General features: G+C 59.9%; 12 protein-coding genes and 2 pseudogenes. 6 read left to right on the top strand and 8 right to left on the bottom strand.

All coding sequences use genetic code 11. From position 1 onward, the window contains the following. Positions 1-167 precede the first annotated feature (167 nt). The 5 genes and pseudogenes from AB2N04_RS03210 (at position 168) to polA (ending at position 7,453) form a co-directional block, all read left to right on the top strand. Positions 168-600: pseudogene (locus AB2N04_RS03210) on the top strand (Fur family transcriptional regulator). Between the two features lie 288 nt (positions 601-888). Further along, complete coding sequence (locus tag AB2N04_RS03205) at positions 889-1,395, top strand: TonB-dependent receptor plug domain-containing protein (RefSeq protein WP_367717000.1); 507 nt, start codon at positions 889-891, stop codon at positions 1,393-1,395. Then, entirely contained in the window at positions 1,349-2,935 is a 1,587-nt protein-coding gene (locus AB2N04_RS03200; protein WP_367718722.1) for a TonB-dependent siderophore receptor, read from the top strand. The genes AB2N04_RS03205 and AB2N04_RS03200 overlap by 47 nt, the downstream gene beginning before the upstream one ends. A 3-nt stretch (positions 2,936-2,938) precedes the next feature. Beyond that, positions 2,939-4,183 (top strand): MFS transporter, encoded by a 1,245-nt coding sequence (locus AB2N04_RS03195; RefSeq protein WP_367716998.1) that lies wholly within the window; start codon positions 2,939-2,941, stop codon positions 4,181-4,183. 356 nt (positions 4,184-4,539) lie between these two features. Continuing rightward, a pseudogene (polA, locus tag AB2N04_RS03190) lies at positions 4,540-7,453 on the top strand (DNA polymerase I). A 102-nt stretch (positions 7,454-7,555) separates the two neighbouring features. Here polA and AB2N04_RS03185 read toward each other — a convergent pair. The 6 genes from AB2N04_RS03185 to ybgF form a co-directional block, all read right to left on the bottom strand. After that, positions 7,556-8,395, bottom strand: a complete 840-nt coding sequence (locus AB2N04_RS03185; protein WP_367716996.1) for an outer membrane protein — start codon at positions 8,393-8,395, stop codon at positions 7,556-7,558. 185 nt (positions 8,396-8,580) lie between these two features. Next, positions 8,581-9,372, bottom strand: a complete 792-nt coding sequence (locus AB2N04_RS03180) for an outer membrane protein (RefSeq protein ID WP_367716995.1) — start codon at positions 9,370-9,372, stop codon at positions 8,581-8,583. Between the two features lie 271 nt (positions 9,373-9,643). Next, complete coding sequence (gene glmM / locus AB2N04_RS03175; protein ID WP_367716993.1) at positions 9,644-10,996, bottom strand: phosphoglucosamine mutase; 1,353 nt, start codon at positions 10,994-10,996, stop codon at positions 9,644-9,646. 292 nt (positions 10,997-11,288) lie between these two features. Next, complete coding sequence (ftsH, locus tag AB2N04_RS03170; RefSeq protein ID WP_367716992.1) at positions 11,289-13,229, bottom strand: ATP-dependent zinc metalloprotease FtsH; 1,941 nt, start codon at positions 13,227-13,229, stop codon at positions 11,289-11,291. A gap of 144 nt (positions 13,230-13,373) precedes the next feature. Continuing rightward, entirely contained in the window at positions 13,374-14,687 is a 1,314-nt protein-coding gene (gene tilS, locus AB2N04_RS03165) for a tRNA lysidine(34) synthetase TilS (protein ID WP_367716990.1), read from the bottom strand. After that, entirely contained in the window at positions 14,674-15,654 is a 981-nt protein-coding gene (gene ybgF, locus AB2N04_RS03160; RefSeq protein WP_367716988.1) for a tol-pal system protein YbgF, read from the bottom strand. Before ybgF ends, tilS begins: the two co-directional genes overlap by 14 nt. A gap of 137 nt (positions 15,655-15,791) precedes the next feature. Here ybgF and AB2N04_RS03155 point away from each other — a divergent pair, with 137 nt between their 5' ends. Beyond that, a complete protein-coding gene (locus tag AB2N04_RS03155; protein WP_367716986.1) occupies positions 15,792-16,214 on the top strand; it encodes a metallopeptidase family protein in 423 nt (140 codons plus the stop codon). 2 nt (positions 16,215-16,216) lie between these two features. On the opposite strand, the gene AB2N04_RS03150 is transcribed toward AB2N04_RS03155, so the two are convergent. Together AB2N04_RS03150 and AB2N04_RS03145 are read right to left on the bottom strand one after the other, a co-directional pair. Next, the gene (locus AB2N04_RS03150) at positions 16,217-16,423 is read right to left on the bottom strand and encodes a DUF1737 domain-containing protein (protein ID WP_367716984.1); all 207 of its coding nucleotides are present in this window, start codon (positions 16,421-16,423) and stop codon (positions 16,217-16,219) included. Continuing rightward, a complete protein-coding gene (locus AB2N04_RS03145) occupies positions 16,423-17,325 on the bottom strand; it encodes a CoA ester lyase (protein WP_367716982.1) in 903 nt (300 codons plus the stop codon). Before AB2N04_RS03145 ends, AB2N04_RS03150 begins: the two co-directional genes overlap by 1 nt. Positions 17,326-17,497 lie beyond the last annotated feature (172 nt).

Genomic DNA, 17,497 nt, shown 5'->3' with positions numbered 1-17,497 from the left:
TGTGACGGTCTGAAGCTATGCTGTTCTTTCTCGAACGTCAATGCAATTGCAAATCGTTTGCAATAAAAAAGCTAAAGGCTGGAAAATGCGTGGTTTTCTGAGGAGAAGGGTGGGAGCGATCGGGCGAGACCTTTGCAACTGGTTGTCATCTGGCGCATAGTCGGCCCATGAATCAGCATGCCAGCCACAAGCCGGATTACGAGAAGGAACTGCGCCGTGCCGGTGTTCGCATCACCCGGCCGCGCAAGGTGATTCTGCGGATTCTGACAGAAACGGACGACCATCCCGACGCCATGGAAATTTTTCAGCGCGCCTCGGCCGTCGATCCGAGCATCTCGCTATCGACCGTCTACCGCACGATGAAGCTGCTGGAAGAGATGGGTGCGATCCACCGCCATGCCTTTGAAGGCGGGCGCGCCCGGTTCGAACAGGGCCGATGGCGAACACCATGACCACCTGATCGACATCGACACAGGCGATGTCATTGAATTCCATTCCGACCGCATCGAGAAGCTGCAGGAAGAAATCGCCCGTACGCTGGGCTATGACATCGTGCACCACCGGCTGGAACTTTACGGTCGCAAACGAAAGAGCGGCTGAAGCCACCCGGACGCGCCCAAAAGGCACGTGACCTTTCACGGTCTCGATCCTGAAAAAACACCTCTTCCACTCTATCAAAACATTGTTTTGAACCGGCGGTGATCGCCTGTCCGCCACCCTGCATTATGCAGCCATACACATAAACTTGACTCTCATACTCAGAATAAATAGAAGCCATGGGCATTGTTTCGCCCGAAGCATTTTGTGCCTGAAACTTCCCAAAAAATGGAGAGTGTGTTGTCCGCAGATCACCGAGCCCGCATCAGCCACCTAGCGTTGTTGGCGGCAATGACGTTACCCGGAACCGCCAACACCGTTCTGGCGCAGGAGGCAACCGTGTTGCAGCGCCTTACGGTGGAGGCGGAGAGCGACGACATTCTCCTGCAGGACGGCTATATCGTTCAGGAAAGCCGCACGGGGACCAAGACCGACACACCCATTTTGCAGATCCCGCAGGCCATTTCCGTGGTCACACAGGACCAGCTGGAAAAACAGAAGCCACGCACGCTCAATGAGAGCCTCGGCTATATTGCAAGCGCCAATCCGAACGGCTTCGGCTTCGACAATCGCTATGACGCGTTCACGCTGCGCGGCTTCCCTGCCTATTCAACCGGAACATTCCGGGATGGTTTGCGGCAATACAACGGTCCTTCGGCCTGGTATCGAACCGAACCATACGGGATCGAGGGGCTCATGGTTCTGAAAGGGCCGGCTTCTTCCCTTTATGGCGTGAGCGGCCCCCGGTGGCATCGTCAATCTGGTCACCAAACGTCCAAAGGAAGAGACCTTTCGTGAGGTCGAGCTCCTGGCTGGTACAAACCAGCGCTTCCAGGGCGCTTTCGACTTCAGCGGCCCGGTCAATGAAAGCGGCACGATCCTTTATCGTCTCACGGGCCTCGGGCGCGTCTCCGACACCGAAATCCCCGGATATGAGGACGACAAGTTCTATATCGCTCCGGCGGTAACCCTGCAGCCTGATGCCGGCACGAAACTCACCATTCTCGGCGAATACTCCAAGGCCGTAACGGGCGCCACAGCCTGGTATTACAATTCCTCTTACGGCGTTTTGTCCGATCTCTATGTCGGCGATCCCGACTGGAACGATTTCGACCTCCGTCAGGGGCGTATCGGATATGAGTTCGAGCACAGTCTCAACGATGTCGTGACCCTGAGACAGAACCTGCGGTTCCAGGCAGTGGACGCAGATCTCAAATACAGCGGTTTCTACCCCGCTCCCCCGAGCCGAATATGGGCGCGCTATCAGGAAGAGACAAAAAATTTCGTCGTCGACAACATTGTGCAGTTCGACTTCGACACCGGTCCGATCGAACATACTGCGGTCGTCGGGCTCGACTATTCCTGGTCGGACTACACCGCGCAGACAGTCCGCTCGCCCTGGAGCGCCAGCTCTCTCGAAAGAATTCCCTACACGTTCGTCGGCAGTCAAAAGATGCATCAGTATGGCATCTACGCACACGATCAGATGGAGTGGAACGACTGGACGCTGTTTCTCAGTGCGCGGCATGACTGGGTGAAGTCGGACAGTGTTTCGGCTTCCTTCGTGGGGTCGGAGCAGACCGACAAGGCTCTCTCCGGGCGGGTGGGCTTATCCTACCGAACCCCGTGGGGCCTGATCCCTTATGTAAACTACTCGACGTCCTTCTCGCCCAATCTCGGTTTTGTCTACGACTATGCCACCAATGCACGTGCCGTCGCCCGGCCAACAAAGGGCAGACAGTTCGAGGCAGGTGTGAAATATGAACTGCCCGACCACAACGCCGTCATCAGCGCGGCATTCTTCAACATCGATCAGACAGACGGTGTCGTCTATGACGGCACATTCGATGCGGCGGGCAATCAGCGCCAGCGCCAGCTCGACCTCAACTCCCGCGGCTTTGAACTTGAAGCACAGGCATCTCTCGCCAACGGCTTCGGGATGCTCGCTTCATACACATACATGCGGATGAAAATCGAAAACGGCCTTCCGGGAACCGTCGGCAACGAACTGTCCTCGACGCCGAACCACATGTTCTCCATCTGGGGCACGTATGATGTGCAGGACGGGCCACTGGCCGGGCTCGGGGTCGGCGCTGGATTGCGTTACGTGGGCGAAAGCTACGGCGACGACGCCAACAGTTTCAGGAATGACGCCCGCGTGCTGGTGGACGCGTCGCTGTCCTATGATTTCGGCGCAGCAAAGCCGGAATGGGATGGGCTGAGCCTCCAGGTCAACGCGAAGAACCTGTTCGACACGCGCAAACAGATCTGCACCGCCGGCAACTGCTTTCTGGATGAAGGCCGCCAGGTGACGGGCAGCCTGCGCTACAGGTTCTAGAGGATGGCCGAATCCGAAGACCGGAAACCGGGTCCGATCGCCATCGTGGTGGCGATCGGCGGCCTGTATGTGGCGCAAAGCGTGATCGGCGGCATCACCTGGATCGGGCTGCCGGCAGTCATGCGTGAGGAGGGGCTCCCGCTCGACCTGCTCGGGCTGCTTTCCCTGATTGCCCTTCCCTGGGCGCTGAAATTTCTCTGGGCGCCTGCGATCGAGCGTTTTCGGCTGCCGCCACGCGGGCGCAACCGCTCTGGTGTCGTGGTCCTGGCTGGAGGCGGCCTCTCCGTTCTCGGCCTCATCATTGCCGGCACTCTGGGACTGCAGTCGGTGCCGCTTATAATCGCGATGCTCACCGTCGTCGCATTCGCCGCTGCCACGGTGGACATTGCGGTGGACGGGTTCGCGGTCGAGGCCCTTCCGCGCGCGCAGCATGGGTGGGCCAACGCTGCGCAGGTCGGCGGCGCCTATCTGGGTTCAGCCCTCGGCGGCGGGCTGTTTCTGGTCCTCGTCTCCTATCTCGGCTGGATGAAGGCAGTCCCGCTGATGGCCTTTTTCCTTGTTGCGCTCGGCACTCCCTTTCTCCTCCGGATGCAGTTTCCGACGCGAGAGCGCCCGCACACCCCCTCGCTGGCGGCCGCGCTGCGGCGACCGGAAATCCGCAAGGGGTTGCTGGCTGCCGGTGTCTATGTGTTGGCACAGAAAGGCGGGATGATGATGCTTGGTCCTCTTCTCGTCGACGCCGGCCTTTCTCTGGAAACAATCGGCCTCGTCAACGGTCTGGCCGGTATCTTCATAGGTCTGGCTGCGGCTTTGACCGGGGGTGCACTGGTTCGAAGATGGGGCCCGAGGCCCGTGCTCATTCTCGCCCTTCTCCTTCAATCCGTCGCATTGGGCTTTTTCAGCCTTTATGACTTCTTCCCGGGACTGCCCAACTGGCTTCTTGCGTGCTTTGCCGTGGCCAGTGGTTCGGCAATCATGGCCCTTGGCTTCGTGGCGCTCTACGCGCAGTTCATGCGCTGGTCTGACGTTCGCCAGGGTGGGATCGATTTCACGCTGTTCCAGTCGATGGATGCCGCCATCAGCATGCTGGGCGGACTGACAGCCGGTTTGGTCTCGAGCCATTTCGGCTATGGCACATTTTTTGGCCTTGCGGCCATCGTGGCCCTGTCGGCTGCGCCCCTCATGGCGATGATCGTGGACAGACAGCCGGCAACACACGTCGAACCCCGCGCTGCAGAACCTGCCTGAATAACATTCTCGGAGAATTCCCCCTTAAAGACGCAAGTGCCGCCGTGGTGGAGGGGAAACCACGGCGGCGATGCTTGAAACACCGCGGCAGCCCGGAGAGGGGGGATAAGGCTGCCGCTATTTCGTCCGGAAAAGGCGGGGGACGAGCCTAGGCCGGACCACGGCGGAAATTGCCGCTCTCTGATATTTTGTGTTTGAACATGGCTATTCAAGGGCACCAACATTACATCTTCGTAACAAACGCGTGATGCATGGTGTCAGGTCACCTCTGGCCTTGTCAGTACGATGTATCCAAAGGGGGTAAGCCCCACCCTTTTCCATGGACAGGCGCACACTCCCGCGCTACCCGTACAGCCATGAAAAAAGGCGATCATCTTTTCCTCGTAGACGGCTCGGGCTACATCTTTCGTGCCTACCACGCACTGCCCCCGCTGACCCGCAAATCCGACGGCCTGCCGGTCGGCGCCGTGGCCGGCTTCTGCAACATGCTCTGGAAGCTTCTACAGAGCGCACGCGACACGGAAGTCGGCGTTACGCCCACGCATTTCGCGGTGATATTCGACCATTCGTCAAAGACATTCCGCAACGATCTCTATCCCGAATACAAGGCCAACCGCTCCGAGCCACCGGAAGATCTGGTGCCGCAGTTCGGCCTGATCCGCGAGGCGACGCAGGCCTTCGACCTTCCCTGCATCGAAATGGCGGGTTTCGAGGCCGATGACCTGATCGCTACCTACGCCCGGCTCGCCAGCGAAGCAGGCGGCGAAACCACCATCATCTCCTCCGACAAGGACCTGATGCAGCTCGTCACCGATCACGTCTCCATGTACGATCCGATGAAGGATCGTGAGATCCGGGTTCCGGAGGTGATCGAGAAATGGGGCGTTCCGCCTGAAAAGATGATCGACCTTCAGGCATTGACTGGCGATTCGGTGGACAATGTGCCCGGCGTGCCCGGAATCGGTCCGAAAACGGCCGCGCAACTGCTCGAAGAGTATGGCGATCTCGAAACGCTGCTTTCTCGCGCAAACGAGATAAAACAAAAGAAACGGCGCGAAAACCTGATCGAATTCGCTGAAAAGGCGCGCATTTCGCGCGAATTGGTGAAGCTCAGGATCGACGTTCCCATCGAGCACGGAATCGACACGTTCGAGCTTGCCCCACCCGATGGGCCGAAGCTGATCGGCTTTTTGAAAGCCATGGAATTTTCCACCCTGACGCGCCGCGTGGCCGAGGCCACCGGAGCGGAAGTGGCAGAAATCGATGCTGCCCATGTGGAGGTGGAAGCCGGCGCGGGCGCCCGCGGCCCTGATCTCGACCCGTCCCCCACCGAAGGCGACGATGAGGCAGACACGCCTTCAAAACTTGCCGCGCGTATTGCTGAACGAGGTTCTGCCCAGACCTTCGACCATGCCGGCTATGAATGTATCCGCGATCTCGATGCGCTCGAGCGCTGGATCGATGAAGCCTACGACACCGGCATTCTCGCCTTTGACACGGAAACCACCTCGCTCGATCCCATGCAGGCCGAGCTCTGCGGTTTCTCCCTTGCCACAAAGCCCGGGCGTGCGGCCTATGTCCCGCTCATCCACAAAAGCGGGGACGGCGATCTTCTCGGGGGCGGGTTGATCGAGAACCAGATTCCGCAAAAGGCTGCACTGGATGCAATCCAAACGATCATGGCGGACCCTGCCGTGCTCAAGATCGGCCAGAATCTCAAATATGACTGGCTGCTGATGTACCGTCTTGGCGTGGAGATCGTCGGCGTGGACGACACCATGCTCATGTCCTACGTGCTCGATGCGGGAACGGGCAGCCACGGCACCGTGAGCCACGGGATGGATGCGCTCTCTGAACGCTGGCTGGGACACAAGCCCATTCCCTACAAGGAACTGACGGGAACAGGCCGCAAGCAGGTCACCTTCGACATGGTCGATCTGGAACGGGCCACCGCCTATGCCGCCGAGGATGCCGACATCACGCTACGGCTCTGGCAGATTCTAAAACCGCGTCTCGCCGCCGAGGGGCTCGTGTCTGTTTATGAGCGGCTCGAACGGCCCTTGATCCCGGTGATCGGCCGCATGGAACATCGCGGCATTGCCGTCGACCGGCAGATCCTGTCACGCCTCTCGGGCGAGCTGGCTCAGACGGCAGCCGGCATTGAAGACGAAATTTACGAGCTGGCGGGCGAACGTTTCACCATCGGTTCTCCAAAACAGCTCGGTGAGATCCTGTTCGGCAATATGGGTCTGCCGGGTGGCAGCAAGACCAAAACCGGCCAGTGGTCGACCTCGGCACAGGTGCTCGAAGAACTCGCGGCAGCCGGTCATGAGCTACCGCGCAGGATTGTCGACTGGCGTCAGGTCACGAAGCTCAAATCCACTTATACGGATGCTCTGCCGGGCTATATCAACCCGGAAACAAAGCGGGTGCACACCTCCTACGCACTGGCCTCCACCACAACCGGACGGCTTTCATCGTCCGAACCCAACCTGCAGAACATTCCGATCCGCACCACCGAAGGCCGCAAGATCCGCACCGCCTTCGTGGCTCCCGAAGGCACCAGGCTGATCTCTGCCGATTACAGCCAGATCGAGCTGCGCGTGCTTGCCCATGTTGCCGATATCCCCGAACTCAAGAAGGGCCTTTGCCGACGGGCTGGACATTCATGCCATGACGGCATCGGAAATGTTCGATGTCCCGGTGGAGGGTATGCCGCCGGAGGTGCGCCGCCGCGCAAAGGCGATCAACTTCGGGATCATTTACGGCATCTCCGCCTTTGGCCTGGCCAACCAGCTCGGGATTCCGCGTGAAGAGGCCGGCGCTTATATCAAGCGCTATTTCGAGCGTTTCCCCGGCATCAAAGACTACATGGATTCCACCAAGGCAAAGGCAAAGGAACTCGGCTATGTGGAGACGATCTTCGGGCGGCGCGCACATTACCCCGAGATCCGTTCATCCAACCCGCAAATGCGCGCCTTCAACGAGCGCGCAGCGATCAACGCACCGATTCAGGGCTCGGCAGCCGATATCATCCGGCGCGCCATGACTCGCATGGAGGACGCACTTGCCGAGGTTGGCCTTGAGGATGTGCAGATGCTGCTACAGGTGCATGACGAGCTGATCTTCGAAGCCCCCGAAGGCAAGGTGGAGAAAGCCATTCCCGTCATTTGCAATGTCATGGAAAACGCCGCTTTACCGGCTCTTTCGCTCTCCGTGCCCCTGCAGGTGGAGGCGCGCGCGGCAAACAACTGGGACGAAGCCCACTGAAGACCGGCGATACCGGGGCCGCCCCATCCGGCGTTGCGCTGAACAACAAAACCCCGCTCACGGAGCGGGGTTTTGTTCATGTGATCGCTGCAGGCGGCGGGGTCACCAGAGCTCGTAGCGTAGACCAACCTTGATTTCGTGCATGGAAAGCCCGCCATCGGATCCCTGGATGCCCGTGGCACCAGAACCGGCAGTGGCTGCGTCCCAGCCGAACATCTGTCCGCCATCGATATTGCGATAGCGATAGCCGAGATCGATCTTCATGTTGTTCGACAGATCGTAGGCAACACCTGCCATCAAGGCATATGTGAAGCGCCAGTCCGACTCGCCGGCATGCGTGGTCGTACCGGTCAGACCCGTTCCGCCGCAGCTGCCGCCAACGCAGTAAGAGCTGTTGGAGAGGTCGTCCCAGCGGAGATAGGTGTAGCCTAGACCCGCGCCCACATAAGGTGTGAATCCAACAAAGGTTCCCAGGTCCGCATAGGCATTGAGCAGGACGGAATAGCCGGTGACTTCGGACGAGTCCTCGGAGCGGCATGCAGATCCGGGGGGGGCACCGGGACATTCCGTTGCGCTGGAGGTCGTGCCATTGAAATCCGCCGAAAAACGGTCGAGCGTCACATCCGCGCGCAGCCAGTCGGTGAAGGAATAACCGGCACCAATGCCAAAGCTGAAACCCTCGGACAACGACACGCTGTCAAACGATGCCGAGCCATAGGTCGAACCGTCGAATGTGCGGTAGGTGAAGGGGTCGTTGGCTTTGGTCTTTAGTGAATAACCGATATCACCACGCAGATACCAACCACTGCCGATTTCGACAGGCACCACATCGGGAGCCTGTTCGATGATGATGGGCGGGTCATAGTCGGCCGCAGACGCTGCGCCGATCGAAATCAGCAACAGGCCGGCCGAAGAAGCAAGCAAACGGGTGGTCGTGCGCATAATCCGTACTCCGCAATTTGCGACGGATCCACGCTGCCCCCGCCGCTTGTCAAAGAGCAGTGTTAACCATTCGGGTTAAGTCGAGGTTAAGGCTAACACCGGGTTAGCGAAGTCGTTTGTGGCGACCCTCAAACGAAAACCGCCCGGCGAAGTGCCGGGCGGTCTGAATGACGTATTGTTGTTTTTTACTTGTAGACCGGAGGCTCGAAAGGCGGCGGATCGTAGCTGACCACCTCTGGCTGCGCACAGTTGGTGTTGCCACCGAACTGGTAGCGAAGACCCGCACGCGCCTCATGCACATTGAAGCCATCGTCAAAGCCCGGCGCAACGCCTGCGGCATATTCGAACATGCGCCCACCGGCCACACGTGTGAAGCGGTAGCCCATGTCCAGATTGACGTTCTCGGTCAGGCAGTAGGATGTACCGGCCATCAGCGAGTAGGCGAAACGCCAATTGCTGGAACCTTCGTGAACCGTCGTGCCATCGGGCGTGACGTTTGTCAGGTCGTCCCACATGATATAGGCACCACCGATACCCGCACCGACATAGGGCGTGAAACCATGATAGGTGCCGAGATCGACATAGGCGTTGGCCATCAGAAGCCAGGCACTGTAGGCCGATGTATCGCTGGAAACGCAGGCAACATCCCCCGAGCACGTTCCCGAAGTCGAACCGGTGAAATCGGACTTGAACCAGTAGTCTGCCGTCAGATCCGTGCGGAGGTAACGGTTGATCTGGTAACCGACACCTGCGCCGAGCGACATCGCACCCTTGAGATCGGTCGTATCGAAGGAGGCCGTGCTGCCGCGAAGAGTGCTTCCAGGCCTTGTCCCATAGGTGATGTATTCCGTGCCGCGCAGCTTCGACCAGTGATAGTCGACATCGCCGCGGATATACCACCCGCCGAAGGAGGGGGGCCGGCGCCGGCTGAACGACGGGCGGCAGAGGCTGGGGGGCCTCGATGACTGGCGGCTCATACAGATCCGCGGCATGGCCGACGGTCGGAGCGAATAGCATCAAGGCCGCCCCGAAGGCCTTCGTAGACTTCAACATAGCATCCCATCCTTAGCGTTGCCGCGCCCCCCTGGGCACATTGGCAAATTGCAACTCGCGACGAATATTTTAGGAAAAAAGTTAAATACGGCTTAACCCTAAGCCTTAACCAAACGCGGACTGCACGCTTTGCGGGAAACGCCCTGCGCAAGGACCGGCGAAGGGCACGGGCCAACGTGGCGTTTGAGGGCCTTTTCAGGCCGCGTTCTTGGAATCGGCGATTGCGCTGATCACATCATCAACCACGCTCTCAACGAGCGCCGGATCGTCGGCCTCGGCCATCACGCGAATGAGCGGTTCCGTGCCGGAAGGGCGGATGACGAGCCTTCCCTTTCCGCCAAGCCGGGCCTCGGCCTCGGCTATGGCGGACTTGACCGGCGCTGTCTCCAGCGGCTTGCCGCCGGCAATGCGCACATTCTTGAGGAGCTGCGGGACCGGCTCGAATTTTTTGCAGACTTCACTGGCCGGGCGGTTTTCGCGCTTGATGCAGGCGAGCACCTGGAGCGCCGCAACAAGGCCATCGCCCGTGGTGGAGAAATCGGACAGCACCACGTGCCCGGACTGCTCGCCACCCACATTTAGCCCGTTGGCCCGCATGCGCTCGACCACATGGCGGTCTCCGACCTTTACCCGGTGAAGATCCAGTTTCAGGTCGCTCATGAAACGCTCAAGGCCGAGATTGGACATCACCGTGGCGACAACGCCACCGCCCTGCAGCTTGCCGGCCTTGTGCCAGGACTGCGCAATGAGGGCCATGATCTGATCGCCATCGATCACCGTGCCGTTCTCATCAACGATCACGACGCGATCGGCGTCGCCGTCGAGCGCTATGCCGATGTCGGCCCGCACTTCATGAACCTTCTTGGCAAGGCCGAGCGGATGGGTGGAGCCGCAATCCTCGTTGATGTTGACACCATTGGGTTCGTCATTGATCGCCACGACCTCGGCGCCAAGCTCCCACAGCACGGCCGGAGCCACCTTGTAGGCAGCGCCATTGGCACAGTCGACGACAATGCGAAGACCCGAAAGGGACATGGAGCGCGGCAGCGTGCGCTTGGCGAATTCGATGTAACGGTCATGCACGCCATCGACACGCTTTGCGCGCCCGAGCCCGCCATTATCCGCCAGTGCGAGTTCGACTTCCCGGTCGAGCATGGCCTCGATACGGCCCTCGATCTTGTCGGAAAGCTTGTAGCCGTCCGGACCGAAAAGCTTGATGCCATTGTCGTAATAGGGATTGTGCGAGGCCGAGATCATGACCCCGATATCCGCCCGCAAAGACCGCACAAGCATGGCGACGGCTGGCGTGGGTATGGGTCCGAGCAGAAACACATCCATGCCGGCGGCACAAAAGCCGGAAACCAGCGCGTTTTCGATCATGTAGCCGGAAAGGCGTGTGTCCTTGCCGAGCACCACCCGATGCCTGTGACTGCCATTCTGAAAGGCCAGGCCCGCGGCCATGCCAACCTTCATGGCGATTTCGCCTGTCATCGGAAAGCGGTTTGCTCTTCCGCGGATCCCGTCGGTACCAAAATATTTTTTTGCCATTTTTACCTTGCTGCCCGTCTGGCGCACTTTGTCGGATTTTTCTGTCAAAGCGGCGTCCCCCAACTCGTTCTTTGCCACAGGAGCAGCACTTGTTTGCATCAAATTCTGTGAGGCAGTGTAATGCTTTACCAATAAACGGCTGCTTGCAAAGCATGGTTAGCAACCGGTTAACGGACAAATACCCCCAAACACAATCAAAAATGAAATTCCGGTTCCGGCTTCAGACAGCAAAAAAGCCGTGAAACAGCATTCACGGCTTTTAAGATTCCTGTCGGGAAGGCAGGGCTTCCGCTCAGCCCTGCGGCTGAGGTTCCATTCCACCTTCCGGCTCATCGCCGTCCTTCTTCTGTCCCTGAGACCGGGTGCCCGTCTTGGGAACAGCAGATCCGCGCGATGGTGGCGTATCGTCGCCCGCATCCCGTGATGGCTTCTCGCCCTTGAGAAGCGACTGAATTTCATCGCCTGAAAGCGTTTCGTATTCGAGCAGGCCTTCGGCAATCGCGATCCAGCCCTTCTTCTTGCTGGTCAGGATATCGCGGGCGGTCTCATAGGCTTCATCGATCAGACGGCGGACTTCGCTGTCGATCTTCTGCTGCGTCTCCTGCGACATGTTCTGCTGACGCGCCACGGAATGCCCCAGGAACACCTCTTCCTGATTCTCTCCATATGCCACCTGGCCGAGTTCGTCGGAGAAGCCCCACTGCGTGACCATGGCACGGGCAAGCTTGGTTGCCTGCTCGATATCGGAGGAGGCGCCGGAAGTGATGTTCTCCTTGCCGAACTTGAGCTCCTCGGCCACGCGGCCACCCATCATGATGGCGAGGCGCGAGATCATCCACTTGTAGCTCATCGAGTAGCGGTCGCCCTCGGGCAGCTGCATGACCATGCCGAGCGCCCGGCCACGCGGAATGATGGTCGCCTTGTGAACCGGATCGGCTTTCGGCACGTTGAGTGCGACAATGGCGTGGCCGGCCTCGTGATAGGCGGTCAGTTCCTTTTCTTCCTGGGTCATGGCATGCGAGCGGCGCTCAGCACCCATCATGACCTTGTCCTTGGCGTCTTCAAACTCCTGCATGGTGACGAGACGCTTGTTGCGACGCGCGGCCATCAGGGCGGCTTCGTTGACGAGATTGGCGAGATCGGCACCGGAAAATCCGGGTGTGCCGCGTGCCACGATCTTCAGGTCGACATTCGGTGCCATGGGGACATTGCGCACATGGACCTTGAGGATTTTCTCACGGCCGGCAACATCCGGGTTCGGCACAACGACCTGCCGGTCGAAACGGCCCGGGCGCAGAAGCGCGGGATCGAGCACGTCCGGGCGGTTGGTGGCGGCGATCAGAATGATGCCTTCATTGGCCTCGAAGCCATCCATCTCGACGAGAAGCTGATTGAGTGTCTGCTCCCGCTCGTCGTTGCCGCCGCCGAGACCGGCGCCGCGATGGCGGCCAACCGCATCGATTTCATCAATGAAGATGATGCAGGGCGCATTCTTCTTGGCCTGTTCGAACATGTCGCGCACGCGGGATGCACCGACACCAACGAACATTTCCACGAAGTCCGAACCGGAGATCGTGAAGAAGGGGACATTGGCCTCGCCAGCCACCGAGCGGGCGAGAAGCGTCTTGCCGGTTCCGGGCGGGCCAACGAGCAGCACGCCGCGCGGAATCTTGCCGCCGAGGCGCTGGAATTTCTGCGGATCGCGCAGGAACTCGACGATCTCCTCCAGATCTTCCTTGGCCTCATCCACGCCGGCAACATCCTGAAAGGTGACACGGCCATGCGCTTCGGTCAGGAGCTTGGCCTTGGACTTGCCGAAGCCCATGGCGCGACCGGAGCCTGACTGCATCTGGCGCATGAAGAAGATCCACACACCTAAAATCAGGATCATCGGCAGCCAGGAGATCAGATAGCCGAGGAACGAATTGGAACCGTCGCTTTCGGGCCGGGCATTGATCGTGACACCGCGCTCTTCAAGACGCTGCACGAGCGAGGGATCGCCCGGCGAATAGGTCTGGAAGGCGGTGCGGTTGCCGGTATAGGTGCCGGTGATCCGGTCACCCGTGATCGTCACCGATTCGATGCTGCCCGAAGAAAGCTCTTCCAGAAACTGCGAATACGCGATATCGCGCGTCGCGCCGCGCTGCTGGGGCGCCTGGAACAGGTTGAAGAGCGCAATCAGCAGAACGGCGATAATCGCCCAGAGCGCAAAGTTTCTGTAATTCGGATTCATATAAGTCCCGCATACTCGCCGCAGAACGGCGATAGTCCGTTTGTGATGGTGTCAATTAACATAGGGAGCCGGTGCTTCCTTGCCAAGCCAAGCGACAGAACGAGCTCACCTTTAGGTTAAGCTTCAGCACCGAATGTGGTGGGCTCATGGCAAAGCCAGAACTGTTTTGTCGCCGATCAACCGTTTCAGAGCATTTGCCAGCGCGATATCGAAGGAGGGGAGCAGCCGCGCCCATGGTGCCGGCACTGAAACCCTCGCACCGTCAGCGTGATTTCGCGCCGGCCCGAGACAGACCCCCTCGCGCCACAGAGCCGGTTCTGCAAATTGCGCAGAAAAAAGAAGGGTCTGGGGCAGGGAGGGTACCGGGGCAGGCAGCCAGTCCCGGCCGCAGGTACCAAACGGGGCGATCACCACACCGGCATCGGCAGAAAGCCTGTAACGCCCGTCCCACAGAAAGGGGTGGCCGGCGCCGGGGATGGAGGGCAGGTTTCGACGCTCGCGGTGAAAATAAACAGCGCCCGCTCGCGGAACCATCACTGCCCGCGACAAAGTGGCGCAAATACCTTTGCGCAGCTGTTCCGGGACGGCCACGAGGCGGTCCGCTGATGGCAGCTGCTCAGCTCCACCCACCATGGCCGCCAGAACGCGCAGCGCATAGAGCAGCGCAGCATCATCTCCGTTTTCGAAGACCGCTTGCGAAACACGGTACAGGCCCGGCGCAACGCAGCTGGAATGACGATCGATCAGTCGCGCCGCCTGCTCCCCGAGCGCGACACGTTCACGTGCCGCGGCTCGTGCCTGCTCGACAAGAGCCGCTGTCAGCTCAGGCGTCATCGCCTGACGCGTGCGCACACGCTCATAGGAGCGGTCGTCATTGCTCGGATCGTCGATCCAGCGCAGATCGCGCGCCGTGAGAAAGGCGCGTAGCTCCGCCCGGCCGGTTCTCAGCAGGGGACGGGCAAACCAGATCTGCCCCTCGTGAAGTGTCGCGGGGGCGATGCCCGCCGAACCGCGGCCCGTTCCGCGCTCCGCGCGCATGGCCACCGTTTCGGCCTGGTCGTCGCGTGTGTGCCCGGTAAACACCAGCCCTGCACCTGTCTCCCGCGCCACTGTGGCAAGCAGCGAGAGCCTGGCCGAGCGTGCTGCCGCCGATATGCCCGTCGCCGGCTTTTCGCCGCGCCAGGTGACAACGCGATGGTCGATACCGCAGGTGCCACACAATCTGGCAACGTAGTCCGCTTCGCCGGCCGCTTCCGGCCGCAGCGCATGATTGACGGTCACAGCCAGAAGCCGTGGCGCATCGGGAAGCGTTTTCAGGAAATCTTTGAGAAGCAGAAGCAGTGCGAGAGAATCGCCGCCGCCGGAAACCGCTGCAATGACGCAGCTTTGTTGATCGAATGCGTACCCCGTGAAGAGGCGTCCGCGATCAGGCAGAACCACGGTGTCAGCAGCCGGCAAGCGCCTGCTCTTGTTTCACACGCTCCTTCAGAGCGCCGGAGATGTTCGGATATTTTTGACCGATTTCATTGTAGGTGACACAGGCGACATCGCGCTGGTTCATGGCGGCCAACGAAATGCCGAGCTTGAGCAGCATGTCGGGCGCTTTTTCCGCCTGCGGATAATCGCGGCTCGCGCGCAGGAAGACTTCCGCCGCATCGCGATAGCGGTCCTGACCCAGAAGAGACTCGCCCAGCCAGAAATGGGCATCGGCAATCCGTTCACTTTCTGGAAAACGCTCCAGATGCTGACGGAAACCTGCTTCCGCCGTGCGGTAATCGCCCGAAAGAATGAACTCGTATGAGTTCCTGTAGAGTTCTTCCGGGTCGTCGGCAGTGGGAAGCGAAGCCAACTGGTCGTTCTGCCCGAGAGAATCGATGGCGCCCGACTGGGTGAGGTCGACGGGCGCCCCGGCCTCCCCACCCACAATGTTGCCATTGGCATCAAACCGGACACTGCCCAGCGAACGGGGCGGCTCACCAAGGGTCGGCGCATTTCCGGCTGCGGTTTGCGTGCCGTTTTCGACGCCACCCGGACTGGGCAGGTCCTGCGTGCGTTGATCAGGAAGTTCACCGGCCGGCATTGCGCCGGAGCCGCTGTTCTTCTCAAGCTCCTGGAACCGGAACTCGTTGTCCTGCTGCATGCGCCGCAGCTGATCCTGCATCTGCAGGATCTGGAAATTCAGCTCCTCGACGCGACCGTTGAGCTCGCGCAACTGCTCTTCCAGACTGCTGACACGCGGATCGCCAGCCTGCGCAAGGATGACATGGTCTCCGGTTCGCGGAGCGGACCCCATGTCTGGTACTGTCGCCGGCGTGAAAGCAAATGCAGCCCCCGCCAAAAGAAAGGGTAACGCCAGAACGCCACCGAAAACCGTTCGCAAAAACATTCCACTCTCGCTTTCGCAATAGACAACAGGGCTGTTCATCGGCCCATTTGCTCTTTATCAGGGCGCGAGACTTCGGCCAAATTTTGATTTTCGCCCGATAATACGGGGCGAGATGGCGCATTTCACCCTCGAAAGCAGTCACGGAAACCGCTATATGGCGCCTCAAAGGACTTGGAATGGCACGCATCTATCAGACCCGGGCCTGGGAAAACCAGCTTTCGCCATCGCTTCAGGAAATGGAGCTGTTGGCGCTTGAAGCCTATGCGAACTTCCCCGAGGAGTTTCGCAAGCTGACCGGCGAGATCATCATACAGGTGGCGGAGTTTCCCACGGAAGAGATCATGGACGATCTCGCACTGGAGACGCCTTTCGACCTGCTGGGCCTGTTTGAAGGTCGCGGCATCGCCGAACGCTGGAACCCGGCGACCGGAGAAGGCCCCAACCGCATCACGCTTTATCGCCGCGCCATTCTCGACTACTGGGCGGAAAACGAGGAAACACTCGGCGACATCATCACGCATGTGCTGATTCACGAGGTGGGCCATCATTTCGGGCTGTCCGACGACGACATGGCTCGCATCGAAGAAGCCGTTGCCTGACCTCAATACTCGCCGAGCTTCATCTCCGGCGTGTATTCCAGCCCGTCGATTTCCTTGTAGACCGCCTGCCCGCACCGCATCGATTTGGACTCCGGATCGAATGCATAGCTGGGAGAACCATGAAGCAGCCAGCCCTTGTTGAGCGCTGCCGTGACCTTGTGACAGAAACCAGCGTCGTCCGGTCCGGTCAGAAAGCGATAAAGCCTCATCAGACTGTCTCTCCACTTTCCCTTGTTCTGATTGCGTTTGCGCGTTCAAGCAGTGTCTGCGCCATTTCCAGATGCAGCCGCTCCACCATGCGTCCGTTGAGGGAAATCACGCCGCGACCCGCGTTTTCCGGATCGGCAAACGCCGCCACGATCGCCTCTGCCTCTTCGATGGCCTCTGCCGAGGGAGCAAACACCGCATTGGCCGGTGCGATCTGAGCCGGATGGATGAGTGTCTTGCCATCGAAGCCCATGGAAAGCGCTTCCCGGCAGCTATTCTCGAATGCATCGAGATCGCGAAAATCGTTGGAGACCCCGTCAAGCACCGAGATGCCACCGGCGCGCGCCGCCATCACGAGCTGGAAGAGAAAGGGGGTCAGATAGCGCCGGTCTTCAGTCAGGGCGACCCCGCTTTCCTTTGCAAGATCGTTCGTTCCTGCAACGAGGCAGGAAAGACGCGCAGCCGGGTCACGCCCGAGCTCTGCAATCGGCCCCAGATTGAGCACGGCGCGCGGTGTCTCGATCATTGCCCAGAGCTTGAGCTCGCGAGGCGCATCGGTTTCATCAAGCGCGGCATCCGCATCCAGAACATCGCGGGGACCATTGACCTTGGGCAGAAGGATGGCGTCCAGCTTTGCAGCCCGCGCGGCCAGAAAATCTTCCGTTCCCCACACGCTGGACAGCGCATTGATACGCACAACGATCTCGCAGCGCGGACGATCCCCGCCATTGAGGAAGGCCCGCAGCCTTTCACGCGCTTCGAGTTTCTCATCTGGCCCGACGGCATCTTCCAGATCGTAGATCACCACATCGCAGCCAAGCGTTGCACTTTTTGCCAGCGCCTTCTCATTGCTGGCAGGCACGTAAAGAACGGAACGGCGAAGCTGAACTGGATGATGATGCATGCCCGTTTCATGGCCCAGGACTGCATTCGAAGCAAGGCAGGACGATTGGCCAAGGGAAAACTTCCCTGCACAATCCGAACGGAAGAAAGATTTCCATTCTGCGCAGCAGTGTGGCAAGGCCGACCGGCCGCCAGCGCCTGTGCGCCGAAAGCCAGGGGCGCGGATGCTCCCG

The sequence above is a fragment of the Nitratireductor sp. GISD-1A_MAKvit genome, assembly GCF_040819555.1.
GTDB lineage: Bacteria > Pseudomonadota > Alphaproteobacteria > Rhizobiales > Rhizobiaceae > Nitratireductor.
The sequence above is the reverse complement of the archived record's forward strand: the minus strand, read 5'-3'. Positions and strand labels throughout refer to the sequence as shown.